General features: G+C 60.4%; 22 protein-coding genes, 3 pseudogenes and 1 riboswitch. Of the genes and pseudogenes, 13 read left to right on the top strand and 12 right to left on the bottom strand.

The window, feature by feature from the left end; genetic code table 11:
* Window positions 1-122 precede the first annotated feature (122 nt).
* Window positions 123-1,571, top strand: coding sequence for a KAP family P-loop NTPase fold protein (locus tag CO657_RS16380; RefSeq protein WP_164918676.1), 1,449 nt, complete (start codon window positions 123-125; stop codon window positions 1,569-1,571).
* Between the two features lie 15 nt (window positions 1,572-1,586).
* Here the strand turns inward: CO657_RS16380 and CO657_RS16375 are convergent, their stop codons facing one another.
* The gene (locus CO657_RS16375) at window positions 1,587-1,805 is read right to left on the bottom strand and encodes a hypothetical protein (protein WP_054184877.1); all 219 of its coding nucleotides are present in this window, start codon (window positions 1,803-1,805) and stop codon (window positions 1,587-1,589) included.
* Window positions 1,806-1,854: 49 nt separating this feature from the next.
* Here CO657_RS16375 and CO657_RS37315 point away from each other — a divergent pair.
* The 3 genes and pseudogenes from CO657_RS37315 to CO657_RS36765 form a co-directional block, all read left to right on the top strand.
* Window positions 1,855-2,013 (top strand): annotated as a pseudogene (locus CO657_RS37315) (site-specific integrase); the annotation flags it as partial.
* On the top strand, window positions 2,006-2,494 hold the full coding sequence (locus tag CO657_RS16365) for a hypothetical protein (RefSeq protein WP_082366336.1): 489 nt from the start codon (window positions 2,006-2,008) through the stop codon (window positions 2,492-2,494). The pseudogene CO657_RS37315 and the gene CO657_RS16365, both read left to right, overlap by 8 nt.
* A gap of 44 nt (window positions 2,495-2,538) precedes the next feature.
* A complete protein-coding gene (locus CO657_RS36765; RefSeq protein WP_164918662.1) occupies window positions 2,539-2,832 on the top strand; it encodes a hypothetical protein in 294 nt (97 codons plus the stop codon).
* 306 nt (window positions 2,833-3,138) lie between these two features.
* On the opposite strand, the gene CO657_RS16360 is transcribed toward CO657_RS36765, so the two are convergent.
* The 7 genes from CO657_RS16360 to pobA form a co-directional block, all read right to left on the bottom strand.
* On the bottom strand, window positions 3,139-3,972 hold the full coding sequence (locus tag CO657_RS16360) for a VCBS domain-containing protein (RefSeq protein WP_054184875.1): 834 nt from the start codon (window positions 3,970-3,972) through the stop codon (window positions 3,139-3,141).
* A 333-nt stretch (window positions 3,973-4,305) separates the two neighbouring features.
* Window positions 4,306-5,022, bottom strand: coding sequence for an ABC transporter ATP-binding protein (locus CO657_RS16355; protein WP_054184874.1), 717 nt, complete (start codon window positions 5,020-5,022; stop codon window positions 4,306-4,308).
* Complete coding sequence (locus CO657_RS16350) at window positions 5,003-5,767, bottom strand: ABC transporter ATP-binding protein (protein ID WP_054184873.1); 765 nt, start codon at window positions 5,765-5,767, stop codon at window positions 5,003-5,005. The genes CO657_RS16355 and CO657_RS16350 overlap by 20 nt, the downstream gene beginning before the upstream one ends.
* Window positions 5,764-6,768, bottom strand: a complete 1,005-nt coding sequence (locus CO657_RS16345; RefSeq protein ID WP_054184872.1) for a branched-chain amino acid ABC transporter permease — start codon at window positions 6,766-6,768, stop codon at window positions 5,764-5,766. Before CO657_RS16345 ends, CO657_RS16350 begins: the two co-directional genes overlap by 4 nt.
* Before the next feature lies 1 nt (window position 6,769).
* On the bottom strand, window positions 6,770-7,633 hold the full coding sequence (locus CO657_RS16340) for a branched-chain amino acid ABC transporter permease (protein WP_054184871.1): 864 nt from the start codon (window positions 7,631-7,633) through the stop codon (window positions 6,770-6,772).
* A 69-nt stretch (window positions 7,634-7,702) separates the two neighbouring features.
* On the bottom strand, window positions 7,703-8,875 hold the full coding sequence (locus CO657_RS16335) for an ABC transporter substrate-binding protein (RefSeq protein ID WP_054184870.1): 1,173 nt from the start codon (window positions 8,873-8,875) through the stop codon (window positions 7,703-7,705).
* Between the two features lie 65 nt (window positions 8,876-8,940).
* A complete protein-coding gene (gene pobA / locus CO657_RS16330) occupies window positions 8,941-10,113 on the bottom strand; it encodes a 4-hydroxybenzoate 3-monooxygenase (RefSeq protein ID WP_054184869.1) in 1,173 nt (390 codons plus the stop codon).
* A 118-nt stretch (window positions 10,114-10,231) separates the two neighbouring features.
* Here pobA and CO657_RS16325 point away from each other — a divergent pair, with 118 nt between their 5' ends.
* Entirely contained in the window at window positions 10,232-11,122 is an 891-nt protein-coding gene (locus CO657_RS16325; RefSeq protein ID WP_054184868.1) for a helix-turn-helix domain-containing protein, read from the top strand.
* 53 nt (window positions 11,123-11,175) lie between these two features.
* Here CO657_RS16325 and CO657_RS16320 read toward each other — a convergent pair.
* Window positions 11,176-11,265, bottom strand: a pseudogene (locus CO657_RS16320) (hypothetical protein); the annotation flags it as partial.
* Window positions 11,266-11,459: 194 nt separating this feature from the next.
* Between CO657_RS16320 and CO657_RS16315 the strand changes: the two are divergent.
* Window positions 11,460-13,061 carry an inorganic phosphate transporter gene (locus CO657_RS16315; protein WP_054184867.1) on the top strand — a complete coding sequence of 534 codons (1,602 nt, stop codon included), beginning with the start codon at window positions 11,460-11,462 and terminating at the stop codon, window positions 13,059-13,061.
* A 9-nt stretch (window positions 13,062-13,070) separates the two neighbouring features.
* Here CO657_RS16315 and CO657_RS16310 read toward each other — a convergent pair whose 3' ends face one another.
* Both CO657_RS16310 and CO657_RS16305 read right to left on the bottom strand, forming a co-directional pair.
* Window positions 13,071-14,642, bottom strand: a complete 1,572-nt coding sequence (locus CO657_RS16310; protein WP_054184866.1) for a putative bifunctional diguanylate cyclase/phosphodiesterase — start codon at window positions 14,640-14,642, stop codon at window positions 13,071-13,073.
* Between the two features lie 410 nt (window positions 14,643-15,052).
* The gene (locus CO657_RS16305) at window positions 15,053-15,607 is read right to left on the bottom strand and encodes a histidine phosphatase family protein (RefSeq protein WP_054184865.1); all 555 of its coding nucleotides are present in this window, start codon (window positions 15,605-15,607) and stop codon (window positions 15,053-15,055) included.
* Between the two features lie 55 nt (window positions 15,608-15,662).
* Window positions 15,663-15,805, top strand: a riboswitch (adenosylcobalamin (AdoCbl) riboswitch).
* A gap of 12 nt (window positions 15,806-15,817) precedes the next feature.
* Here CO657_RS16305 and CO657_RS16300 point away from each other — a divergent pair.
* The 3 genes from CO657_RS16300 to CO657_RS16290 are packed head-to-tail and all read left to right on the top strand — an operon-like array spanning window position 15,818 to window position 17,467.
* Window positions 15,818-16,027 carry a CbtB domain-containing protein gene (locus tag CO657_RS16300; protein WP_003590379.1) on the top strand — a complete coding sequence of 70 codons (210 nt, stop codon included), beginning with the start codon at window positions 15,818-15,820 and terminating at the stop codon, window positions 16,025-16,027.
* Between the two features lie 13 nt (window positions 16,028-16,040).
* Complete coding sequence (locus CO657_RS16295; protein WP_054184864.1) at window positions 16,041-16,787, top strand: CbtA family protein; 747 nt, start codon at window positions 16,041-16,043, stop codon at window positions 16,785-16,787.
* A 50-nt stretch (window positions 16,788-16,837) separates the two neighbouring features.
* Window positions 16,838-17,467 (top strand): hypothetical protein, encoded by a 630-nt coding sequence (locus tag CO657_RS16290; RefSeq protein ID WP_041671522.1) that lies wholly within the window; start codon window positions 16,838-16,840, stop codon window positions 17,465-17,467.
* Here the strand turns inward: CO657_RS16290 and CO657_RS16285 are convergent.
* A complete protein-coding gene (locus tag CO657_RS16285; protein WP_012558815.1) occupies window positions 17,452-18,114 on the bottom strand; it encodes a sulfite oxidase-like oxidoreductase in 663 nt (220 codons plus the stop codon). The two genes, CO657_RS16290 and CO657_RS16285, sit on opposite strands and share 16 nt — an antisense overlap.
* A gap of 111 nt (window positions 18,115-18,225) precedes the next feature.
* On the opposite strand from CO657_RS16285, the pseudogene CO657_RS16280 reads away from it, so the two are divergent.
* From CO657_RS16280 to CO657_RS16265, 4 genes and pseudogenes are all read left to right on the top strand, one after another.
* Window positions 18,226-20,101, top strand: a pseudogene (locus CO657_RS16280) (sensor histidine kinase).
* Complete coding sequence (locus CO657_RS16275) at window positions 20,098-21,432, top strand: sigma-54-dependent transcriptional regulator (protein ID WP_054184862.1); 1,335 nt, start codon at window positions 20,098-20,100, stop codon at window positions 21,430-21,432. Before CO657_RS16280 ends, CO657_RS16275 begins: the two are co-directional and overlap by 4 nt.
* A 214-nt stretch (window positions 21,433-21,646) precedes the next feature.
* Window positions 21,647-22,630: a tripartite tricarboxylate transporter substrate-binding protein gene (locus CO657_RS16270; protein WP_054184861.1), complete on the top strand. Its 984-nt coding sequence runs from the start codon at window positions 21,647-21,649 to the stop codon at window positions 22,628-22,630.
* Window positions 22,631-22,872: 242 nt separating this feature from the next.
* A complete protein-coding gene (locus CO657_RS16265) occupies window positions 22,873-23,334 on the top strand; it encodes a tripartite tricarboxylate transporter TctB family protein (protein ID WP_003590393.1) in 462 nt (153 codons plus the stop codon).
* The last annotated feature ends 5 nt before the right edge of the window (window positions 23,335-23,339 follow it).

The raw sequence follows: 23,339 nt of genomic DNA, 5'->3' as shown, positions 1-23,339 counted from the left end.
GTCCTAAATCACAGCTATTCATCACAATTTCGCAGTGCATTGCCGCTAACAGGCATTGCACACAGAGGCTTTAGAATTCAATCGTAAATTGGCAGGCCGATTTGATAACACGGGGGATGATGGTGGAAGCAGACACGATTGATAAAATATGGGAAGCGGATCGGCTTGAACGTCGCCAGGACGCTGACTTCCTCTACAATTTTATCACCGGAGAGATCTCGAAGCGACGAAATCGGGGGAAACGCAGTTCCTATTCCCTTAACGTTGATGCGTCCTGGGGAGGAGGAAAATCCTTCTTTCTCGCGCGTTTTGGCAAACAAGCTGAAACGCGTGGACATGTGGTCGCCTATGTGAATGCGTGGCAGGACGACCATACGGGCGACCCTTATATTGCAATCATGGCCGCCATCGATCGCGCATTTGCCCCTTATGTGAAAAAGGACACAGCAGTCGAGAAGGCGATGAGGGTTCTTAAGTCAGACGGCGGTCGTATCGCCCTGAATGTTGCTAGCGGGGCGGTCAGGTCGCTGGCGAAGAAGCACCTAGACCTTAGTGCGGGCGATATCCTCCGGGAAGACGATAATTCGTCGTTTGCAGAAGAGGTTGCCGATGCGGTGATCGAAAAGTCTATCGAGACCGGTTCAGCTGAAATTGACAAGCTTTTCAATCGAGCGCTCGACGCGATGATCAAGCAATTTCAACAGGCCGACAAAGCAATACATTCTTTTCGCGAGAAATTGGCCGCGGCTGTGAAGACTTTGGACGGCACACAAGCGGGAAGAAAAGCTCCATTATTCATTTTGGTAGACGAACTGGATAGATGCAGGCCGTCATATGCCGTACATCTCCTTGAAAGGATAAAGCACCTATTCGAGGTAGATGGCGTTGCCTTCATCTTCGCGACAAATTCGCAGCAACTTCAACACAGCATAGCCGGCGCTTATGGCCAGGGCTTTGACGGTTTTACCTACCTCAAAAGGTTCTTCGACCGGACGTACGTGTTCAGTGAAATATCTTTGAAACGCCGTGTTGAAGAACTGTGCAGCGTAATCGATACAGAAAAGGCTAATGTTCCGTACGATGACATGGTGGAATTCATTTCCTCGGGACTTTCGGCCTACCATCTCAATTTGCGGGCAAGCGAACAAATTCTTGAAATGATCGAGGTAACCATTTCCGCTTGGCCGCACGAAAGTCCGATTGACATGATCCTGTTATTTCCTCTCTGCGCATCATTTTACCAATCCGGCATCGTGGATTGGCAGTCTGCGCGGGAGAACATGCCGAACAGCTGGCACCTCGGTGACGTCAAATGGACACTCAACGTGAAAGACGCCTTCAGCTTAGCAATTGCGCGGTTTATGTCGCTGGAAAAGATCCAGCAGTATCTCAACACTAATGAGCAGGGGCCCATCAAGGACTATCTTGGCCGGACTTTCGGTCATGAAATTTCTCCCAGGCAAAAACTTAGCGAGCCGAGCATTCAGATAGAGATAAGCCAGTTGGTAGCTAACGCGGGGAGATTGTTGCAGCCGGTCGAGACGGCCAAGAGCTATGAGCGTGACATCTAAGTTTGTTCAGAAATGTCACGCGATGTCACGCTGCGATCGGGCCTTCGATGCGATCGGCAGCATCGTGATTTTGCTCGGCTGCCGATATTTTCCTCGCTCAAACAATATATAGCCGAGCCGGCAAAGACCATCTAAGGCGGTCATCAGCGTCCCCAAGTGAACGCCAGCGCGCCCGGCGATCTCGACCGGCTTTTGGGCCAACGTGCCGCTTTCGTCGGTGTCTTCGGCAATCATGAAGGCGACGCTGAAGGCGAAATGGGAGACCGAGGGTGGCTGATCAACCGGCCGCCTAGGGCTTCCCCTCAAGCTTGTTCAAGAGCGAATGGGACATTCTTCGATCACCGTGACGGCCGATACCTATGGCCACCTATTCCCGAGAACGGATGATGCAAACGAACTGGCGGCTGCCGAGGCAGCACTACTTGGAGGAAGTTATGACTGAAGACGAACAAGACCAGGCGATGAATGAATTTCTCGCGATGGTGGGTCGTTATGTGATCGTGTTCCAATGGATTGAAAGCAAGATGGAGGAGTGCCTTCTACTTTGGTGGGGCCATGAAAATTGGGCTCAATCAAAGGATCGTTTGTTGAACATGACCAACAAGCAGAAGGTCGACACGCTCTGGAAAGAGTTTCGCGAAAACCCTGCCAACGAACGGGGCCGTAGCCGGCCAGATTGGGTAAAGCAATTTGAAAAATTGGTCGAACGCCTACACCTTGAGCGAAAGCGCCGAAATAAACTTCTGCATTCGCACTATCTTTTCGATTTCTTGCCTATCGGACAACCTGTCATGCAGATCGACCCGAAAGAAGGTAATCGCTATCTTGGCAAAGAAGCACAGGATGACATCCACGGCGCCGTTCGAGACCTCGCGATCGACCTGAGTTTCGCCCATACGCAAGTCATCCATGATTACCGATAAACGGTGCAGCCTAATCAATGGCTGCGACATGGATGCAACATGATATGTCAGAAGCCCTGAAAACAGGGCTTTTACAAGGTATCATAATCCTTGTGTCGGGGGTTCAAATCCCTACTCCGCTACCAACTCTCATTGCAGATTTTGGCGATTTTGCGGCTTGCTTCGAGCCGGTGCCGGCAGCCGTGGCAGTTCATCAGTCGCAGCGAAACAGGCGTGCGGCCGGCAAAGTCGGTCAGCTTCCGATCTGCGGGATTTCCGCTGGCGCCGAAGACCGGACTATTGCGTCAGAAGCAATATTGGCAGCTTCATCGTCCAAAGGTGAGATGCGGCAGCGATAATAATAGCCCATACGGCAAGCGAGAACGTCACCGCCGCTAACTTGATTCCGACTGGCTGCATCATTTCCTCCGTCCCAGCATCCGTGTCCTCCTCGGACATTCTCATGCTAGCAAACAGGCAGGTCTGTCCGCTATCGCAAGAAATTGGTACCAGGTAGGCGGCTACAGTGTGAGGATGCTTCCCGAGCGACAACGTTCGTAATGGTTCTTCACCATGATGAACCGTTTGGCCTTCCTGGCATCTGGAACATCACCTCGTTCCCGATGCTGCCGGAAGGCCGACTGCTTGTTCATCCGAGACGCCACTCAAACGATGAAATGAAAATTGTCGTATTGCGCGCCATAATAATCAGGACCGCTCGTTTCGGTGATGACCGGCTCGGTGTCGAGCACGAGATAGTCGATCTGGCCATAGGCGCTGAGATCAATCACTTGCGGATCATGAATGCTGTCGGCGGTCACGTTGACCGTGACCAGAAACACGGTATCGCCGTTCAACCTGCCTTCGATCGTCAGAACGTTGTCATAGTCTGATGTGCCATTTGCTACGCTGAATTGCTCGATCTGGAAGGTGCCGCCATCGGCCGCCTGGATGGGTGTCCAGAACACGCCGCCTGACAGGTAGTGGTTGCCGTCGGCTTCTTTATGGATCGTTGCGTCGTCGCCATCATGCCAAGCGCCCCAGTCAAAACCCTTGTAGCCCGTGGGGAAATCGTGTTTGCCGACATCCTCGAAATTGACGAAGATGTCGCCACGTTCCGGCAGGTCGACAGCGATATTGAGCAAGCCGAAATCGGTGGCGCCTTTGCCGTCCGAGATCTTGAAATTGAACTGGTCGACGAGTTGATCGCCCGGGCCGAGCGCTGCCACCACCGGGTTGGAGTGATCGAGTTCATAGGTGTAGTTGCCGTTGGAATAGACGGTCAGCGTGCCGTATTTTCCCTCGATTGTCGTCGTCGTGGCGGGGCCATCCGGATCGGCCGGCTGCGGAATTCGCTGTCCGTTCACGAAGTTGAGGCGCACAAGATCTCCGTCGGCATCTGTGGAACTGGTGCTATCCAATATGTTGCCGTCGATCGGGTTGTCGATGTTGAAAATAGGCTGGTATACGTCACCTGCGACCGGCTTATGATTTGCCATTTCTACCTCCCATCTGAAGACTCATTCGAATATGCAACCCTATCGGGTGTCTGGCAACGGAATTTGACGGGCATCAGATCAATCCAGCCTGTTAAAATCCAATAGGCGCAACTTATCTGCAGTTCAAACATCCAAGTAGAACGATCGACATTGACGTCTATTCCCTTGACGGTGAAGATTTATGTTCGTCTTACGCTGAGATCGCTTCGGATAACGTGGTCTTTTCTGCCTGTTCAAAAGTCCTATCGATGTTGGCCAGAAGAAAGCTTGCAGGCAGCTTGATAATGCCGGTTCATGATGACGTGAACGTGAAGATATACTGCAGTGATTGCTTCAGTGCAGACCGCCGACCCCGAGCAAGCTTTCGACAACCTCGTGGTCCTTGGTGAGGCCTTCCGGCGTTCCCGACCAGGCCAGTCTGCCTCGTTCGAGAATGACGACCTGATCGGCGAAATCGAGGGCGCTCTGGATGCGCTGTTCCACCAGCACGATGGTCATGTCGCCTGTCTTGGCGAGCGCGGCGAAGGCAGCCATCAGCTCCTCGCAGATAACCGGTGCAAGACCCTCCAGCGGTTCGTCGAGCAGCAGGACGGACGGGCGGCCGAGAATGGTGCGGGCGGTTGAGAGCATCTGCTGCTCGCCGCCGGAGAGCTGGCTGCCGAGGTTGCGGCGGCGCTCCTTCAGGCGCGGGAACATGGCATAGGCTTCCTCAAGCGCCGTTTTGGGCCGCGCCTTCAGGCCGACGAAGAGGTTTTCCTCGACCGTCAGCGTCGGGAAGACGCAGCGCGTCTGCGGCACATATCCGAGACCCTTATGCGCGCGCGTGGCGCTCGGCGCCGTGGTGACATCCGAGCCGCCGAGGCGGATGTGGCCGTCATATCGTCTGGTCTGCCCGGCGAGCGTGGCCAGAAGCGTGGTCTTGCCCATGCCGTTGCGGCCGAGAACGGCTAGCCGGGCGCCAGCCGGTATGGAGAAGGAAATGGCTTCGAGCACGCGCGTCGGCCCATATCCGGCCGAGAGATTTTCGACCTCAAGCGACAGGGCTGGCATTGGCATAACTCCCTAGATAGGCCTCGCGCACGCGGGCATCCTTGGTGACGTCTTCAGGCCGGCCATCGAAGATGATCGCGCCGGCGGCCAGCACGATGACACGTTTGGCAAAACGGAAGACAAGATCCATATCGTGTTCGATCATCAGGACGGCGAGATCGGCAGGCAGATCGGCCAGTGCCTGCTCGATGCGGCCGGTATCGCTTTGCGGCACGCCGGCTGCCGGCTCGTCGAGCAGCAGCACCTTCGGCTTCAGCGCCAACGCCACGGCGATCTCGAGAAGCCGCTGCTGGCCATAGGCGATTTCGCTGACCTTGCGATGCATCAGCGGCGTCAGCCCGAGCTTTCCCAGGAGATCGTCGACCTCCGCCGTGACCTCGGGCATATGCAGGAAATTGCCGAACATGCGTCCGCTGCGTCCGTCCCGCTGAAGAATAGCGAGCCCGACATGTTCGGCCGGTGTCATATCCTGGAAAAGCCGTGTCACCTGGAAGGATCGCACCAGACCGCGTTTGACCCTGCCGATCGCGCCGACTTTCGTGACCACCTCGCCGCCAAGCCGCACCTCGCCGGAATCGGGGGGAAGGTTGCCGGTCACCAGGTTGACGAAAGTAGTCTTGCCGGCCCCGTTCGGGCCGATCAGCGCCACGCGATCACCCGGCGACATCGCTAGCGAGACATTATTGGTAACGGCAAGGCCGCCGAAGGCTTTTTTGAGATTGGCAACTTCGAAGACCGGGCTCATGAGCGCTGCTCCCGGCGGCGGCCGATAAAGCTCGCGGCGGTCCCGTAGAGACCTTTCGGCGCGAAAAGCACGACGGCGATCAGCAGCGCACCGACCATGGTCAGCCAGTGGAAGGGATTGGCGGCCGAGACATAGTCCTCGAAGAGCATGAAGATGACCGTGCCGGAGAGCGCACCGAAGAGAGAGCCGGTACCGCCCAGCACGAGCATAACCAGCGCTTCGGCCGATTGGGTGAAAGACAGGCTGTCGAGACCGACGACCTGCGTCGAGATCGCATTCAAGGCGCCGCCGACCCCGGCCACGGCGCCCGAAATGACGTACATCCTGATCAGCGCCGCCTTCGGCGACGCACCCATAGCGCGGATGCGCAGCGGGTCCTGCTTGATGCCGCGGCAGAGCATGCCGAAGGGCGAGCGGACCAGGAATCTGAGCAGCACGAAGACAATAAGCAGCAACGCCATTCCGAAGAAAAAGGCGGTTTGACCGTAAAGATCGAATTCGAAAATGCCGAAAATCGGGTCCGGCGCGATGCCGGAAAGCCCATCGCTGCCTCCTGTCCATGACGACGCTTTGTTAGCGAATTCGTGGAAGAGGTTGATGAGCGCAATCGACAGCACAAGCTGCGGCAGTCCGTGCGCCCGCAGAATGATTGCGCCGCTGAGCAGCCCGGCAATGGCGCCGCCTGCAATGCCGGCTAGCATCATCAGCAGCGGATCATTGATGCCGTAATGCGCCGACAAGATCCCGGCGGCATAGGCGCCGGAGCCGAACAGCGCGGCATGGCCGAGCGTGGCGACGCCGCAATAGCCGGTCACGAGATCGAGTGACAGAACGAGCAGCGCGATCGTGATCATCCGGGTCAGAAGGGCGAGATTATCGGGGAAGGCGAAGTAGCCGATCGCGGCGATGGCTGTCATCACCGCTATTCCGATCAGATCGCGGGCGAGGGCCCCGCGCCGACGCTGAAGACGTCCGTTTTCGTTGTTCATTACGAGCGCCATCTCACTTCGCCCTCCCGGCAAGGCCGCGGGGGAAGACGCAGATGATCGCGATCACCGCAAGGTAGAAGAAGAATTCGCCGAATTCAGGCATCAGATAACGTCCCGTCGTATCGATCGCCCCGAGCAGCAGGCAAGCGATCAGCGCGCCCGGAATGGAGCCCGCGCCGCCGACGGAGACGACGACCAGGAAGGTGACCATGTAGCGCAGTGCGTAATAGGGCTCGACCGGCAGGAGTTCGGCGCCGACCACGCCGCCGAAGGCGGCAAGCCCGACGGCGACGGCGAAGCTCACGGCATAGATGATCTCGGTGCGCACGCCGAGTGCCGCGGCCATCGCCGCATCGTCGACGGAGGCGCGTAGCTTGACGCCGAAGCTCGTCCTTTCGATCGCGAACCAAAGTGCGAGAGCAACGGCGAGGCCGCAGAAAATGACGAAAAGCCGGTGAACGGGAATGGTGCGGAAGCCAAGATCGGCCGATCCCTGCAGCGTAGCCGGAAGCGGTATGGTTTTCAGCGTCGGCCCCATCGCGTAATTGGCGATGCCGATGACGCAGAAGGTGATGCCGATGGTCATCAGCACCTGGGTTAGCTCCGGCGCGCCGTAGATCCGGCGGTAGAGGAAACGCTCGAGCGGGATTGCGACGAGGATCGTGACGACGATGGCGGCGATGACCGCTATCGCATAAGCGAGGCCGAGATCGCGGGCGGCATAGGAGGCGATATAGCCTCCGATCATCGCGAAGGCGCCGTGCGCCAGGTTGACGACCCGCATCAGCCCCATGGTCACGGAAAGGCCGATCGATATGACGAAGAGCACCATGCCATAGGCAAAAGCGTCGACGGCTATGCTGAAGACTGTCTGCATGGAAATACCTTGCTTCGATGCGACGGGCGCGGGTGGGCCCGCGTCCGCCGCCCATCACGATGCCGGATGTTACTTGGCGGCGGCCAGGCCCGGATCGCCCTGCTTTTCGAAGGTCTGGACCTCCTTGTTGATGTAGGTTCCGTCATCGGCCTTGGCGACTTCGCGCAGATAAATGTTCTGCGTGATGTGACGGCTTTCCGGATCGATCGAAACCGGGCCGCGCGGGCTTACCCAGGCCAGGCCCTTCACCGCATCGACCGCCTTTGCGGCATCCTGCTTGCCGCCCGTCGCCTCGATCATCTTGTAAATGACATACATGCCGTCATAGGCGCTGACCGCGGGGAAGGAGAGTTCGGCCTTGTTGCCGATCGCCTTGGCGGCAGCCTCGACGAAAGCCTTGTTCTCGGGCGAGTCGTGCGAAACGGCATAATGGAAGCTCGTCTGGATGCCGAGTGCGGCGTCACCAAGCGCCGGCAGGTCGGATTCCTGCGTCAGATCTCCCGGCGCAAAGAACTTGATGCCGGCGGCCTTCAGGCCGTTTTCATTATAGGCCTTGACGAAGCCGAGCGTCGTCGGACCGGAGGGCAGGAAGGCGAAGACGCCTTCCGCGCCGGAATCCTTGATGCGCTGCATGATCGGGCTGAAGTCGTTGGTTGCGAGCGGCATGCGGATCGCCTCGACCACCTGGCCGCCGGCCTTTTCGAAGCCGGTCTTGAAGGCATTCTCGGCGTCGATGCCGGGGCCGTAATCGCTGACGACCGAGATCACTTTCTTGACGCCGGCGTCGAAGGCGACCTTGGCGATCGGCGTCGAGGTCTGCCAGGTGGTAAACGAGGTGCGCACGACCAGCGGGCTCTTGGTCACGATCGCCGAGGTGGCGGCGTTCATGATGACCATCGGCACATTGCCCTGCTTCAGGATCGGCGTCACCGCCATGGCATCGGGGGTGAAATAGAAGCCGGCGAGATACTGGACCTTTTCCTTGACGATCAGCTCCTGCGCCAGCGCCTTGGATTGGGCGGGATCGGCCTGCGGCACGTCGCGATAGACGATCTCGATCGTATCGTTGCCGACCTTGCTGCCATTGACCGCCATATAGGCGTCGATGCCGGCCTTGAAATTCTTGCCCTGAAGGGCGAACGGACCGGAGAACGGGCCGATGACGCCGACCTTGATTGTGTCGGCATGGGCAACGCTGCTGAGCACGATTGCCGCAAGCGCGGCGATAACGAGCTTCTTCATGGTTTTGGTTCCTCCCTTTTCAAAATGCGGACCGCGATGGTTCGCACCAGTCTCAAATCTTCATGTCAGAATGGCAATCCCACATAGTTTTCGGCGAGCGCCGTCGAGGCCGCACGGGAATGGGTGAGATAATCGAGCTCCGCCTCCTGGATCTTCTGGTCGAAATCGCCGGTATCGGGAAAACGGTGCATCATCGTCGTCATCCACCAGGAAAACCGCACGGCCTTCCACACGCGGGCAAGCGCGGTCTGCGAATAGGCGTCGATGCCGTGGTCCGAGCCTTCGCGGTAATGCTCGATCAGTCCGGAGAAAAGATAATGGACGTCGCTTGCCGCAAGGTTCAATCCCTTGGCGCCGGTCGGCGGCACGATATGGGCTGCGTCGCCGACGAGGAAGAGCCGGCCGAAACGCATGGGCTCGGCAACGAAGGAGCGCAATGGCGCGATCGATTTCTCGAAGGAGGGCGCCGTCAATAGCGCTTCGGCATGATGCGTCGGCAGACGCCTTCTGAGTTCGTCCCAGAAGCGATCGTCGCTCCAGTCCTCGATCTTCTCGTCGAGTGCGCATTGGATGTAATAGCGGCTGCGCGTGGCCGAGCGCATCGAACAGAGCGCAAAGCCCCTCGGATGGTTGGCGTAGATCAACTCATGGCTGACCGGCGCGACGTCGGCAAGCAGGCCCAACCAGCCGAAGGGATAGACCTTCTCGAAGCTTCGGATCGACCGTTCGGGAACGGCCTTGCGGCTCGCCCCGTGAAAGCCGTCGCAGCCGGCGATGAAGTCGCAATCGATGCGCTGTGTGACGCCGTCCTTGGTATAGGTGACGAAGGCTAAGCGGCCGTCGAAATCATGCGGAGTGACATCGGCGGCATCGTAGATCGACAGGGCGCCGCTTGCTTCGCGGCGCTCCATCAAATCGCGCGTCACCTCGGTTTGCCCGTAGACGGTGACGCGCCTGCCGCCGGTCAGGTCGTGTAGGTCGATGCGATGGTCGCGGCCGTCGAAAGCCAGGGAGAAGCCGTCATGCGGCAGGCCTTCGGCATGCAGCCGCGCTGCCGCCTTGGCCTGATCCAGCAGCCCGACCGTGCCTTCTTCCAGAACGCCGGCGCGCACCCGGCCAAGGATGTAATCCTTGTTGACGCGGTCGAGAATGACATTGTCGATGCCGGCCTCGGTCAGAAGCTGACCGAGCAGCAGGCCGGATGGTCCCGAACCGATGATGGCGACCTGGGTTCGCAAATGCGTCCTCCCTGACATTTTTGCGTTTTGTCAGATTCTGCCGCGCCGGCCGGATCATCACAATGGACATTCCAGCCTAAAAATTGCACTAATCGAACATTGGCGCGGGAGGAAGCCGATGAGCAGACACATACCGACCTACGAGCTCTACGGCGAAAACATCGGACGATCACCGGAGTTTTGGCTGCATTGCGAAACAATTCGCTCCCGCAGCAGTCTGCATCAATGGGAAATCCGCCTCCACCGCCACGAGAGCTTCTTTCAGATATTATACATCGAAGCTGGTTCAGGCGATGCAATTTTCGGCGAGAGGAGCCATACCATCCGCCCGCCGGCAATCATCACCGTGCCGCCCGGGCTCAACCACGGCTTTCGCTTTTCGCGCGACATCGACGGCCTCGTCATCACGCTGTTGAGATCGCATCTCAGCCACCCGCTCGGCGACCGAAGCCAGCTCGGCGAATGGCTGGCGACGCCGCATCTGACGCCGCTCGATCCCGATAATGCCGAGGCTGCCTATGTCATCCAGACGTTGCGCCGGCTGGGCAACGAGTTCGAAAATCGCCGCAGCGGCCGCAACGAAACGCTGGGGGCTTACGTTGCCCTGGCGCTGCGACTGACGGCGAGGATTTCGCATGAGGGAGATAGTTACGAGCTTGCGTCGAATGAGAATGAGCGGCGCATGGAGATGCTGAACGAGCTTCTTCAACAGCATTTCCGATCGCACAAGCCCGCTTCCTTCTACGCCGGCGAGCTTGGGGTTTCGCCGACGCATCTCACCCGTATCGTCCGGTCGATGACCGGCAATACGCCGCACGAACTGATCGCCGGCAAACTCATCGAGGAGGCGAAACGCCAGCTCGTTTTTACGCTCGGCAGCGTTCAGGAGATCTCCTTCCGGCTCGGCTTTGCCGACCCCGCCTATTTCTCACGCTTCTTTCTCAAATACACGGGAGAAACGCCGCGAGCCTGGCGCGTGAAGGAGAAGGTTCGGCTCGAGGGTGCATAGGTTTCGGGCGCTTACACACGACGCCTTCTCCTTCAGACACCACGCATGCGATCGAAGCCGTTACGGTCCTCGCGCCAGACATGCGAGGTCAGCAGGCAGTTCAACGACGAGATCGGCTTTCGCCATTCGAGCTCGCGCGTCACGTATTTTGTCGCTGTGCATCCCATCATCTTGTTCGGCTGCGATTGTGACGCGGCGTGTCTGCCGGGCGGGAAGCCGCGACGGGCAATATCGTCCGATGTCAGTGGTTTACCGGCCAGACAGGCGTCATGAGAGCTTCACGCTGCGGAATTATTAACAAAAGGCAAATTTGCAAAACGGAATAAGGAACTATGCCATGGCCGATATTGCCCCCAGCCAGGTTCATAGCGACACTTCCCACCCGCTCCACAGCTCGAATTCATCAGGCAAATGGTTCTTGCCGCTCTTCGCGCTCGTTCTGGTCTGCGGTCTTGGATATGTCGCCTATGCACTCGGACGCGACCTGACAACCGCAATTGCCGTTCCCTGGATTCTCCTGGGCCTTGCGCTGCTGATCGCGCTCGGCTTCGAATTCGTCAACGGTTTCCACGATACGGCCAATGCCGTCGCCACTGTCATATACACCCGTTCGATGCCGGCCGAATTCGCCGTCATCTGGTCGGGCTTCTTCAACTTCCTCGGGGTGCTGACTTCGAGCGGCGCCGTCGCTTTCGGCATTCTGGCGCTGCTGCCGGTGGAACTGATCCTGCAGGTCGGCTCCGGTTCCGGCCTTGCCATGGTCTTCGCGCTGCTGATCGCCGCGATCGTCTGGAACCTCGGCACCTGGTATCTTGGCCTGCCGTCGTCGAGCTCGCATACGCTTGTGGGTTCGATCATCGGCGTCGGCCTCGCCAACCAGTTCCTGGCGCCAGCAGGTACGGCAACGAGCGGCGTCGACTGGTCGCAGGCGACCAATATCGGCCTGTCGCTGCTGATCTCGCCGCTGATCGGCTTCGGTCTTTCCGCTGTTCTGCTGCTGGTGATGAAGCTTCTGGTGCGCAACAAGGCGCTCTATGCCGAACCGAAGGGCAACCAGCCGCCGCCGCTCTGGATCCGCGCGATCCTGATCTGCACCTGCACCGGCGTCAGCTTCGCCCACGGCTCCAACGACGGCCAGAAGGGCATGGGTCTGATCATGCTCATCCTGATCGGCCTGGTGCCGACGGCCTTCGCGCTGAACCACACGCCTGATGTGAACTATCTCGAAGCCTACAAGTCGGCATCGGTCCAGGTCGAAACCGCACTTGCCAAATATGTGAAGCCGGGTGTCACCGTCACCGACTACAAGGCCGAGGTCAGCGACGCCGTCAAGAACAAGACCTGGACGGATGCTACGACACCGGCCTTGCAGCAATATATCCATCAGACAAGCGCTGAAGTCGCCGCCTTCCCAACGCTCGAAGCGGTGCCGACCAATCTCGTCGGCAACGTCCGCAACGACATCTACCTGATCGGCGAGGCGCTGAAGCTGATCGACAAGCAGAAGCTGCTGCCGATGGATGCTGGCGATCTTTCGGCGGTCACGAACTACCACAAGGCCGTCGACAATGCGACAAAGTTCATCCCGCTCTGGGTGAAGGTGGCGGTCGCGATCGCGCTTGGCCTCGGCACGATGGTGGGCTGGAAGCGCATCGTCGTCACCGTCGGCGAAAAGATCGGCAAGACGCATCTGACTTACGGTCAGGGCGCGGCAGCCGAAGTCGTGGCGATGGTCACCATCGCTTCGGCCGATCACCTCGGCCTGCCGGTCTCGACCACGCATGTGCTGTCGTCAGGCGTCGCCGGCACCATGGCGGCGAACGGTTCCGGCCTGCAATGGTCTACCGTGCGCAACATGCTGATGGCCTGGGTGCTGACGCTGCCGGCCTCGATCGCGATTGCCTTCGTGCTCTTCGTGATCCTGCGCCAAGTCTTTTAAGGCATAGCGTCAGGCCGTGGAGGCCAGACTGGCATTGCGATCGCTGATGAAGATGCCCGCCTCGGCGGCGGGCATCGCCTTGCCGAAAAGATAGCCCTGGCCGATGTCGCAGCCGAGCTGCAGCAGGAAGGCGAGCTGGCCGTGCTCCTCGACACCCTCAGCGGTGGTCTTGATGTTGAGGCTCCGGCCGAGGCCAAGCATGGCGCGGACGATCTTTTCCTGACGTTCGTCGCCGCGATAGGTGGCGATGAAGCTTTTGTCGATCTTGATCTTGTCGAAACGATAGCGGGCGAGCTGCGCCAGGCTCGAATAACCCGTGCCGAAATCGTCGAGCGCGATCTGGATGCCGGCCGCGTGCAGTTCATCAAGGATGACGGCGGCGATGGCCGGATCCTGGATCAACGCGTTTTCGGTGATCTCCACTTCCAGGCGCTGCGGCGGCAGCCGGCTTGCCGAAAGCACCTTGAGAATGCGCGACGTCAGCAGCCTGTCTTCCATCTGTACCGGCGAGACGTTGAAGGACAGCATCACATGCTCCGGCCAGGTGAGTGCATCGCTGCAGGCCTGGGCGAGAAGATCCTCGAACAAGGCCGTAATCATCCCGGTTTCCTCGGCGATATCGATGAAGACCGGCGGCGGGATGTTGACGCCGTCCTCGCCGATCCAGCGCGCCAGCGCCTCGAAGCCGCAGAGCTGACCGGTCTTCAGGTCGATCAGCGGCTGAAAAAAGGGTTTGATCGCCTTGTTGGAGATTGCGGCACGCAGCCTGGTTTCCAGCGCCGCGCGTTCCGCAACTTTGTCCTGCATAGCCGGTTCGAAAACCAAATAATGGTTGGGGCCGCGTGATTTCGCCTCGTACATGGCGAGGTCGGCCCGATGAGCGGCATCCTCCAGCGGTTCGGTTCCCTCGGCCCAGCGGTCGTAGCCGACGCTGGCGCCGACTTCGACGGCAAAACCATCGATATGGATCGGCCGGGTGACCGCCTGGATCAACAATTTGGCAAAACGCTCCTCGCGCTGCGCTGTCAGGGCAAAGGCGACAATGATGAATTCGTCGCCGCCGAAGCGATAGACGCAATCGGCATTGCCGAGCGCGCAGATCCTTCTGGCAACCTCGATGAGCAGAATATCGCCGCCCTTGTGGCCGACGAGATCGTTGACTTTCTTGAAGCCGTCGAGATCGACGGAGAAAAGCGTGACGTTCTGGTCCCACTCCTCGATCTGGTCCTCGTCGTCCTTGATCGGCCGTGACAGGATCTTGCGTTCGAAGGCGTAGCGGTTCGGCAGCTTGGTCAGATGGTCGTGAGTTGCGGTCCAATCGGCCTTCGCCTGGGCGGCGGCGCGCAGTTCCGTTTCCTTGCGCAGGTCGGCAATGCGCAGCACCGAATAGATGAAGCTCATGGCGCCGGCGATGCCGAGAGCCAGAACGAGTTTGTCGGCACCATATTCGCCGAAACCGGTCATGAAGAAGACAAGGCTGTCGTCAAGCTGCAAAAGCGCGCCGAGGAGCCAGAGAGTTATCCCAAGCCCGACGATCGATACGCATTGCCTTCCGGCCCTGCTCTGGAAAAACACCGGCATATGGCCTTCTCCATCTCCACCCTATGCCGAACTATCATGAAAGTCTGAAATGTTCGTTGAAACCAGAAGGCGAATTTTTGGGGACAGCAGCCTCTTGCTGCACCGTCGAGAGACGGACGCACTTCTGGTGACGCGGGGAACGGAAAAAACGAAGGCGAGCGTGCTGGTGCATCGCTCGCCCTTTCTCGTGTTTCAGGCGGTGACCATCAACAGCGGAACGCTGACGATGAGACCGACCAGAACCGTGATTGTGGCGACACGCATTAAACGCAGGCGACGCGTGCGCTCCCCACTCCAGTCATATGTCATGTCTTCCATCTCCTTGGGACAAGGAAGTAGTCCCGGCGAAACCGGGTTCAATAGAGATGACGCGATTTGCTTGTGTAAGGCTGGATAAGCATCAGGGATCGCTAATGCTGGAAACGCAGAGACCAGCGCCGTCCGTTGCTGGTCATGCGAATGACGGCGAGCGGCTCGACATCGATGAGCCAGAAGGAGGAGGGCGGTGCCTGGAGCACATGGGCTACCGCCGCTCGGATGACCGTGGCGTGGCTGATGGCGATCACATGGCCGCCGAGGGCGGATTCGTTGTCCATCCAGCTGGCGACGCGTGTTCGAAGATCAACAAGGCTCTCGCCTCCGTGAGGGGCGGCTTCCGGACTTGTCATCCAGGCCATGAGGTTCTCCGGCTCCTCGGCCTCGATCGCCGCGATCGACTTGCCGGCCCAGCGGCCATGATCGCAATCGCCAAGTGCAGGGTCTATGCGAGCTTGAAGGCCGAGCGCGTCGACAGTCTGGCGGGCACGCAAAGCCGGGCTTACGGCGATACGATCGGCGCGGGGCAGGGCGGTCATCCTGCCGGCTTCCTCCGTTGCCTTGGTTTCCAGCGGTTCGTCGATCGGAAACATGGCTTTGCGGCTCGCCGCCGTTGCACCATGGCAGATCCAGGTAAGGCGCGTGTTCATACAGTAGAGCAGCCCTTGGCCGGCAGGTGAAGTATCGTTGACAGTCTCTTCGGCGTGCAGATATAACCGGGCTGTTGCGGGTTTGGAAGCCGGTGGAAATCCGGCGCGGTCGCGCCACTGTGACCAGCGTGTCGAAGGTTTTTCGCGCTGGAAGTCAGACCTTACCGCACAAGCACTCTTTCGACTGAACGCGTCATTCCGGAGGAATACATGTCTGACACCACTTTCGCGCCCGTCGCGGCACCGGCACCGATCCCCGTAGGAGAAATCCTGCCCTGGGCGATCTTCGGCGGCCTGCTGATGCTCATCGCCATCTATTTCGTCGGCACCGAGGAAGGCGCGACCGCGCTGTTCAACGGCATGTATGTGCACGAATTCGTGCATGACGCCCGCCACCTCCTCGGCTTTCCCTGCCACTAAGGGGGATACTGACATGGTCGGAAATCTTCTACTTCGCGGCATGCTCGCGGGGCTGATCGCTGGCATTCTGGTTTTTGCTTTCGCCCATATCTTCGGCGAGCCGCTGGTCGATGCGGCAATCGCCTTCGAGGAGGCGAGCGCCCAGGCGGCCGGCGAAGCTGCCGAACCTGAAATCGTCAGCCGGGCCACACAGGCCGGTCTTGGCCTTTTCACCGGCGTCATGGCCTACAGCATTGCCGTCGGCGGGCTTTTCGCGCTCGCCTTCGCTTTCGTGCATGGCCGCGTCAGCAATCTTTCGGCGCGCGGCACCTCGGCGGTCATTGCCCTTGCCGCCTTCGTGGCGATCGTTCTCGTTCCCGCTATCAAATATCCGGCCAACCCGCCGGCGGTCGGCAATGCCGATACGATCGGCGTCAGGACTGAGCTGTTCTTCCTGATGATCGTCGTTTCGCTTGCTGCCCTGATTGCCGCGGTGGCGCTGTCGCGCCGTCTTTCCGAGCGTTTCGGCCCCTGGAACAGCGCGATCATCGCTGGCGTCGCCTATCTCGTCTTCATCGGCCTCGTGCTCTATTTACTGCCGCCGATCAACGAGGTGCCGGAGAACTTCTCGGCCATGGTGCTCTGGCGTTTCCGGACGACAACGCTCGCCATGCATGCGGTCCTCTGGGCAACACTTGGCCTTGCCTTCGGGGCGCTGGCGGAAAAGCGGCTTGCCGTGAAGGACGGGCAGCGGAGCCGGCCGGCGAGGGCCTTCTACTGAACGCATCGAGGGGCGCCGTTTTGCCGGCGCCCTTAGGTTTTCGTGCCACTATGAAAAGCTGCAGAACCATAACACTCCTGTCGACGGCTTTTGCCGCCGCTTTCTTTTGCCTGCCTGCTGAAAACGCCCTTGCTCATAGCCGCAACGCCGGCGGCAGCCATGCCGGCCTCGATATACCTGAAATCTCGCATGGAGAGATGGCGGTGATTTCGGACTATCGCGGCCGAATTATCGACCTGGCGTCCCGTGCAGTCGATACGAACGAGCCCTTCCGGCGCGTTCTGAACTATGCCGAAATCCAATATTCCTATTGTCTCTGGGGCCGGATGCCGGGCAGCGTGAGCGACGAGGAGAGCCCATTCAACGAATGCGCCCATGCCTATCTAGCGGCGGCCAAGGCGGTCTTGCTCTCGATGCGCGAGATGCCGGGGGAGGCCGTTGCGGCTGATGAAATCATTTCCGCGGTCGATGCCGACATGGTGCGGCGCAGCCTAGCGCTCATCACCTGCCGGTTCAGCGGCGAGGCCTTCAACACCGCCGATGTCGTCAAACCACGCTGGAATAAGGTGCCGTTTCATCTAGCCAGCATGGCGTCGCTGACGGGGCTTGCCGCTCTGTTCGCGCTTGTGGTGTTTGCACTTCGCCACGGTCTGCGGCCGACGGCTCAATCGTCGGAATAGCGCTGCTCGCGCCACGGATCGCCATACATGTGGTAGCCGTTCTTTTCCCAAAAGCCGGCTTCGTCATCCGGTATCAGCTCGATGCGGCGCAGCCATTTGGCACTTTTCCAAAAATAAAGATGCGGCACGACGAGGCGCATCGGGCCGCCGTGGTCCGGCGTCAGTGGCAGGCCTTCCCAGGATGTCACAAGGATTGCGTCCTCGGCGGCGAAATCGGCAAGCGGCAGGTTGGTGGTATAGCCGTCATAACTCGTCAGCATGACGTAACCGGCTTGCGGCTTCGGCATAGCGAGATCGAGCAGATCGCGGGTCGAAACACCCTTCCATCTATTGTCGTAGCGCGACCAGGTGGTGACGCAGTGGATATCGCTGACCTTCGTGCTCTGCTCGATCGCCTGGAAGTCGGCCCAGCTGAGGCTGAGCGGCGTTTCGACGAGGCCGCCCACATCGAGCCGCCAGCTTTCCATGGAGATGGCGGGCTGCTGGCCGAGATCGAGCACCGGCCAGTTCTTGACGAGGTGCTGGCCGGGCGGGAGGCGCTCGGTTTCAGGGCGGGCGATGCGGCCGGTCAGGAACTTGCCCTCAGCCGCCCAGCGACGCTTGGAGCTGGTGAGCTTACTGTCGGCGGGGGTGTTGTCGTCGCTCATGAGCGGAGCCTCCTTGCGATGCCGCAATAGGACATTCGGCCTGCCGGGTGTCAAGTTTCGGCAGGCTCTTGGAAATCCCTTTCGGCGTCATTAAACTTGATACTGTCGGGTATGCCTCGCTGGGGAGTGGAGGCGGAAAGGGGAGGAGCCGGACCTGTCTTCGAGATATCACGCGATAGCGGCGTTGCTGGTGGTGCCGCTGATCATCTTCGCCTTCTTCACCTATGGAAGCGCAATCGCGACACGCGCCTATATGGGGGAGGCCTCGGCGCAGGCGGGAACGGCGCTGCGCCTTGCCGTCTCGGCGCTCAGCGGTCACCTCAACCGCTACGAGGCGCTGCCGGCGCTGATCGCCGACCACGACGACATCAAGGAACTGGTGAGCGCGCCCGACGACACAGCCTTGCGCGACGCGGCCAATCTCTATCTCAAGGAGATCAACGGGCTGCTGAAATCCTCCGATATTTATGTGGTCAAGCCGGATGGAGAGACGATCGCGGCCAGCAATTACGACGGACCGGGAAGCTTCGTCGGACAGAATTTCAGCTATCGGCCGTATTTCCAGGATGCGATCGAAGGCCGGCAGGCGCGGTTCTATGCGCTCGGCACGACCTCGCTGAAGCGCGGCTATTATTTCGCTGCGCCGATCAGGACCGGCGCGGATATTCGCGGCGTCATCGTCTTCAAGGTCGATATCGACATGATCGAATCCTCCTGGGGCGGTGGCGAATACAAGATCTTCGTCTCCGATCCTGAAGGCATCATCTTCATGTCCGGCAGCCCGGAATGGCTTTACGGCGCAATCCTGCCGCTGACGGCCGACCGTATCGCACGCACGGAAGCATCGCGCCGTTATGCCAATGCCAGGCTGACGGAGTTGCCGGTGACGCGCCAGCGCTTCGAGCCGCATGAACTGATGACCCTTGCCGGCGAGCGGGGCTCAAGCGAATATCTGGTGCTGTCGCACTACATGCCGGCCGAGGACTGGACGGTGAACGTGCTGATGGAGACGAGTTCCATCCGCACCCAGGCGCGCACGGCGCTGGCGGCGGTCTTTCTCATCCTCTGCATTGCCGGGCTCGCGGTCGCGGTTCTGCGCCAGCGACGGGGGCGGCTTACCGAGCGCATGCAGCTGCAAACGGAGGCCCGCAACGAGCTGGAGCGACGTGTCGAAGAGCGCACCGCCGATCTTGCCCGCGTCAACAGCCGGATCGAAGAGGAGATATCAGAACGGCGTCTGACCGAGCAGCAGCTCCGTCAGACACAGGCCGATCTCATCCAGGCGGGCAAGCTTGCCGGCCTCGGGCAGATGTCGGCTGCGCTTTCGCACGAGTTCAACCAGCCGCTTGCTGCCGCCAAGACCTATACGGACAGTGCCTCCGTTCTCATCGATCGCGGCCGGATGGAGGAAGCGCGGGACAATATCCGGCGGATCGGCGGACTGATCGACCGCATGGCCGCGATCAGTCGGCACCTGCGCAACTTCGCCCGCAAACCGAATGAGAAGCTCGGCTCTGTTTCTCTCGATGAAGCGATGCATGACACGCTCGAGATCATCGCCTGGCGGCTGAAGGCGGCCGATGCCGAGCTCCGGCTTGATCTGGGAACCCGGCCGCCGGTGGTGCGTGCGGGTTCGGTGCGTCTGCAGCAGGTGCTGGTGAATGTGATTTCCAATGCGGCCGACGCGGCGGAAGGGCTTGATGATAGGCGCATCGAGGTTTCGGCTTTCGAGGAGGCGGGCAAGGTGGTGCTGACAGTGCGGGACCATGGGCCGGGCGTGCCGGCGGCGATTGCCGAGCGTATCTTCGATCCCTTCTTCACGACCAAGGGTGTGGGCAAGGGGCTCGGTCTCGGGCTGTCGATCTCCTACAATATCATCAAGGATTTCGGCGGCAGCCTTTCCGCGGCCAATCATCCGGAAGGGGGCGCGGTGTTCCGTATCGAGCTGCAATCTGCGGCAGGGCTGATGCCGGAGGCGGCGGAATGAACGATGCGAAGATCCTGCTGGTCGACGACGAGGAGGAGTTGCGCCGCTCGACGGCGCAGGCGCTGGAGCTGTCCGGTTTCAGCGTCGAGACCTTTTCGAACGGCGATCATGTGCTGGAATTGATCGGCTACAGTTTTCCCGGCGTCGTCGTCAGCGACATCCGCATGCCCGGCATGGACGGCATGACGCTGATGCAGAAGATCCGCGAACTCGACCCGGAAGTGCCGGTCATTCTGGTTACCGGCCACGGCGACGTTCAGCTGGCGGTGAAGGCGATGCGTGAGGGCGCCTATGATTTCATCGAGAAGCCGTTCACGCCGGAGATGCTGGCCGGCGTCATCCGCCGGGCGATGGAGCGGCGCGGCCTCGTGCTTGAAAACCGTCTGCTGAAGGCAGTCGCCGGCAAGCGCGACGATCTCGAAGCGCGGCTGCCAGGGCGCACGCAGGTGATGGTGGATCTGCGCTACCGCATCCGGGCGATCGGGGCGAGCGATGCCGATACGCTCGTTGTCGGCGAGACCGGGGCCGGCAAGGAAGTGGTGGCGCGGGCGCTTCACGATATCAGCGCCCGGGCGAGCCGGCCGTTCATCGCAATCAATTGCGCCGCGCTGCCGGCAAACCTGATCGAAAGCGAGCTCTTCGGCCATGAGGTGGGCGCCTTTCCCGGCGCGGTGAGGCCGCGCTACGGAAAATTCGAACATGGGCGCGGCGGCACCATCCTCCTCGACGAAATCGGCTCCATGCCCTTCGACCTGCAGGCGAAGTTCCTGCGGGTGCTGCAGGAGCGGGTGATTTCGCGGTTGGGATCGAATGAGACGGTGGCGCTCGACGTGCGCTTTATCGCCACGAGCAAGGTGGATCTGGAGGCGGAGGTGGCGGCTGGGCGCTTCCGCGCCGATCTCTTCTATCGGCTGAACGTTGCGACGCTGCATGTGCCGTCGCTGTCGCAGCGCCGGCCGGATGTTCCGCTGCTCTTTCTGCAGCTGGTGCGGGAGGCGGCCGCCCGCTACGGCCGCGACGAGGTGGCCGCGCCGCCCGAGGTGATCTCCGACATCGCCCAGCGCGACTGGCCGGGCAACGTGCGCGAACTCAGGAATGCCGCCGACCGACTGGTTCTCGGTCTCGATGATGGCGGGCCGCAGTCCGAGGAGGCGACCGGGCTTGCGGAGCGCGTCGCCGAATTCGAACGGGGCGTCATTGCCAGCGCGCTGGTGGCGCATGGCGGCAGCCTCAAGCCGGTTTATGAGACACTCGGCATTTCCCGGAAGACACTCTACGAAAAGATGCAGAAATACGGGCTCGACAAGCGGATGCTGACCACCGAAGGCTAATTCCGGCCGCTGCCCGTGTTCGCGATGGGTGGAAATCCACCCATCGCATCAGCCGTTTGTTTCCAAATCGACCCATGCTGCATCGCACTGTCGCAAAATAATCTCTCGGAAGTGGCTGCAATGATTGCGGCTCGGTTTTTCCCGGCGGCAAATAGGCCATGCCCGGCACGGAGGATGTGTCGGCGGGCTTGCTTGTTTCATCAGGGAGGAAACGATGAAAATTCTGAAGGCCATGCTCGGCCTGACCGCGGCTGCCGCAGTCTCTCTTCTCGCCGGCGCCGCTTCGGCGCAGACCTATCCCGAACGCACCATCACCATGGTCGTGCCCTTTGCGGCCGGCGGCCCGACCGACACCGTCGCGCGCCTCGTCGCCGAATCCATGTCGAAGGATCTCGGCCAGCAGATCGTCGTCGAAAATGTCGGCGGCGCCGGCGGCACGCTCGGCGCCGGCCGCGTGGCGAGTGCTGATCCCGACGGCTACACGATCCTGCTGCACCATATCGGCATGGCGACCAGCGCCACGCTTTATCGCAAGCTCGCCTATGACACGCTCGGCGCCTTCGATTATGTCGGCCTCGTCACCGAGGTGCCGATGACGATCGTCGCCCGCAAGGATTTCGAGCCGACCGACCTCAAGGGCCTGATCGACTACGTCAAGGCCAACAAGGACAAGGTGACGGTCGCCAATGCCGGTATCGGTGCGGCCTCGCATCTCTGCGGCATGATGTTCATGAGCGCCATCCAGACACCGCTCACCACCGTTCCCTACAAGGGCACCGGCCCTGCCATGACCGACTTGCTCGGCGGCCAGGTCGACATCATGTGCGACCAGACGACCAACACGACCAAGCAGATCCAGGGTGGCACGATCAAGGCCTATGCCGTGACCTCGCCCAAGCGCCTCGACGTGATGAAGGACATTCCGACGGCAGTCGAAGCCGGCCTGCCAGGCTTCGAAGTCGGCATCTGGCACGGCCTCTACACGCCGAAGGGCACGCCGGCCGCCATCAACGAACGCCTGTCGAAGTCGCTGCAGGTCGCACTGAAGGACCCGAATGTCGGCGCCCGCTTCGCCGAGCTCGGCACGACGCCTTCCTCCGACGCCGATGCTACGCCGGCTGCGCTGAAGGCCAAGCTCGAAAGCGAGATCGCCCGCTGGAAGCCGGTGATCGAGGCTGCCGGCGAATATGCGGACTAGTGAGGGATGCGCCAGGAATAGCCCCTCACCCTAACCCGACCGGGGTCGAGCCACTGGTCTCGACCCGTCCTTCGGACCCCCGCATGCGGGGAGAGGGGAGCCCCGAATAGCGACGGCAAAGGCGAGAGGCCGCGGCGGATCTCCTTCTCCCCGCATGCGGGGAGAAGGTGTCGGCAGGCGGATGAGGGGGAATCGCCGCAGCAACCGCATCACGTGAACCATCTCCAACTCCAGGAGACACCATGAAATCCATCAGTTTCGATACCACCAATGCGATCTGCGGCGGGCTTTTCGTCGCGACCGGCGCTTTCTTCGCCATCCAGTCGCTGGGGCTCGACCTTGGCACGGCGGTGCGCATGGGGCCCGGGTATTTTCCGCTGGTGCTAGCCGGCGTGCTCGTGCTTCTCGGCGCGATCATCTTCATTCAGGCGCTGCGCGTCGAGGGCGAGCCGATCGGTCTCTTTGCCTGGCGCGGCATGTTCTTCATCCTGCCGGCGCCTGTCTTCTTCGGGCTGACGGTGCGCGGGCTCGGATTTGCGCCGGCGCTGTTCTTCACCGCATTCATCGCCTGCTTCGCGTCGCAAAAGATGAACGTGTTCTTCGCGATCATTCTTTCGCTGCTGCTGACGGTCTTTTCGGTGGGGGTCTTCAGCTATGGGCTGGGCCTGCCGTTCGAGCGCTTCGGCCCCTGGGTCCGGTTCTAGGAGAC

This window comes from Rhizobium acidisoli (assembly GCF_002531755.2).
GTDB classification, from domain to species: Bacteria; Pseudomonadota; Alphaproteobacteria; order Rhizobiales; family Rhizobiaceae; genus Rhizobium; species Rhizobium acidisoli.
Note: the sequence above shows the minus strand (reverse complement) of the source record. Positions and strands in the feature narration are given on the sequence as shown.

Coding starts and splice junctions, on each gene's coding strand:
- CO657_RS16345 (WP_054184872.1), bottom strand. CDS start 6,768: ATGGCGCTCGTAATGAACAACGAAAACGGACGTCTTCAGCGTCGGCGC.
- CO657_RS16325 (WP_054184868.1), top strand. CDS start 10,232: ATGAGCAGACACATACCGACCTACGAGCTCTACGGCGAAAACATCGGA.
- CO657_RS16315 (WP_054184867.1), top strand. CDS start 11,460: ATGGCCGATATTGCCCCCAGCCAGGTTCATAGCGACACTTCCCACCCG.
- CO657_RS16355 (WP_054184874.1), bottom strand. CDS start 5,022: ATGCCAGCCCTGTCGCTTGAGGTCGAAAATCTCTCGGCCGGATATGGG.
- CO657_RS16350 (WP_054184873.1), bottom strand. CDS start 5,767: ATGAGCCCGGTCTTCGAAGTTGCCAATCTCAAAAAAGCCTTCGGCGGC.
- CO657_RS16265 (WP_003590393.1), top strand. CDS start 22,873: ATGAAATCCATCAGTTTCGATACCACCAATGCGATCTGCGGCGGGCTT.
- CO657_RS16270 (WP_054184861.1), top strand. CDS start 21,647: ATGAAAATTCTGAAGGCCATGCTCGGCCTGACCGCGGCTGCCGCAGTC.
- CO657_RS36765 (WP_164918662.1), top strand. CDS start 2,539: ATGTCAGAAGCCCTGAAAACAGGGCTTTTACAAGGTATCATAATCCTT.
- CO657_RS16335 (WP_054184870.1), bottom strand. CDS start 8,875: ATGAAGAAGCTCGTTATCGCCGCGCTTGCGGCAATCGTGCTCAGCAGC.
- CO657_RS16285 (WP_012558815.1), bottom strand. CDS start 18,114: ATGAGCGACGACAACACCCCCGCCGACAGTAAGCTCACCAGCTCCAAG.
- CO657_RS16305 (WP_054184865.1), bottom strand. CDS start 15,607: ATGAACACGCGCCTTACCTGGATCTGCCATGGTGCAACGGCGGCGAGC.
- CO657_RS16340 (WP_054184871.1), bottom strand. CDS start 7,633: ATGCAGACAGTCTTCAGCATAGCCGTCGACGCTTTTGCCTATGGCATG.
- CO657_RS16295 (WP_054184864.1), top strand. CDS start 16,041: ATGGTCGGAAATCTTCTACTTCGCGGCATGCTCGCGGGGCTGATCGCT.
- CO657_RS16365 (WP_082366336.1), top strand. CDS start 2,006: ATGACTGAAGACGAACAAGACCAGGCGATGAATGAATTTCTCGCGATG.
- CO657_RS16310 (WP_054184866.1), bottom strand. CDS start 14,642: ATGCCGGTGTTTTTCCAGAGCAGGGCCGGAAGGCAATGCGTATCGATC.
- CO657_RS16360 (WP_054184875.1), bottom strand. CDS start 3,972: ATGGCAAATCATAAGCCGGTCGCAGGTGACGTATACCAGCCTATTTTC.
- CO657_RS16290 (WP_041671522.1), top strand. CDS start 16,838: ATGAAAAGCTGCAGAACCATAACACTCCTGTCGACGGCTTTTGCCGCC.
- CO657_RS16275 (WP_054184862.1), top strand. CDS start 20,098: ATGAACGATGCGAAGATCCTGCTGGTCGACGACGAGGAGGAGTTGCGC.
- CO657_RS16300 (WP_003590379.1), top strand. CDS start 15,818: ATGTCTGACACCACTTTCGCGCCCGTCGCGGCACCGGCACCGATCCCC.
- CO657_RS16375 (WP_054184877.1), bottom strand. CDS start 1,805: ATGATTGCCGAAGACACCGACGAAAGCGGCACGTTGGCCCAAAAGCCG.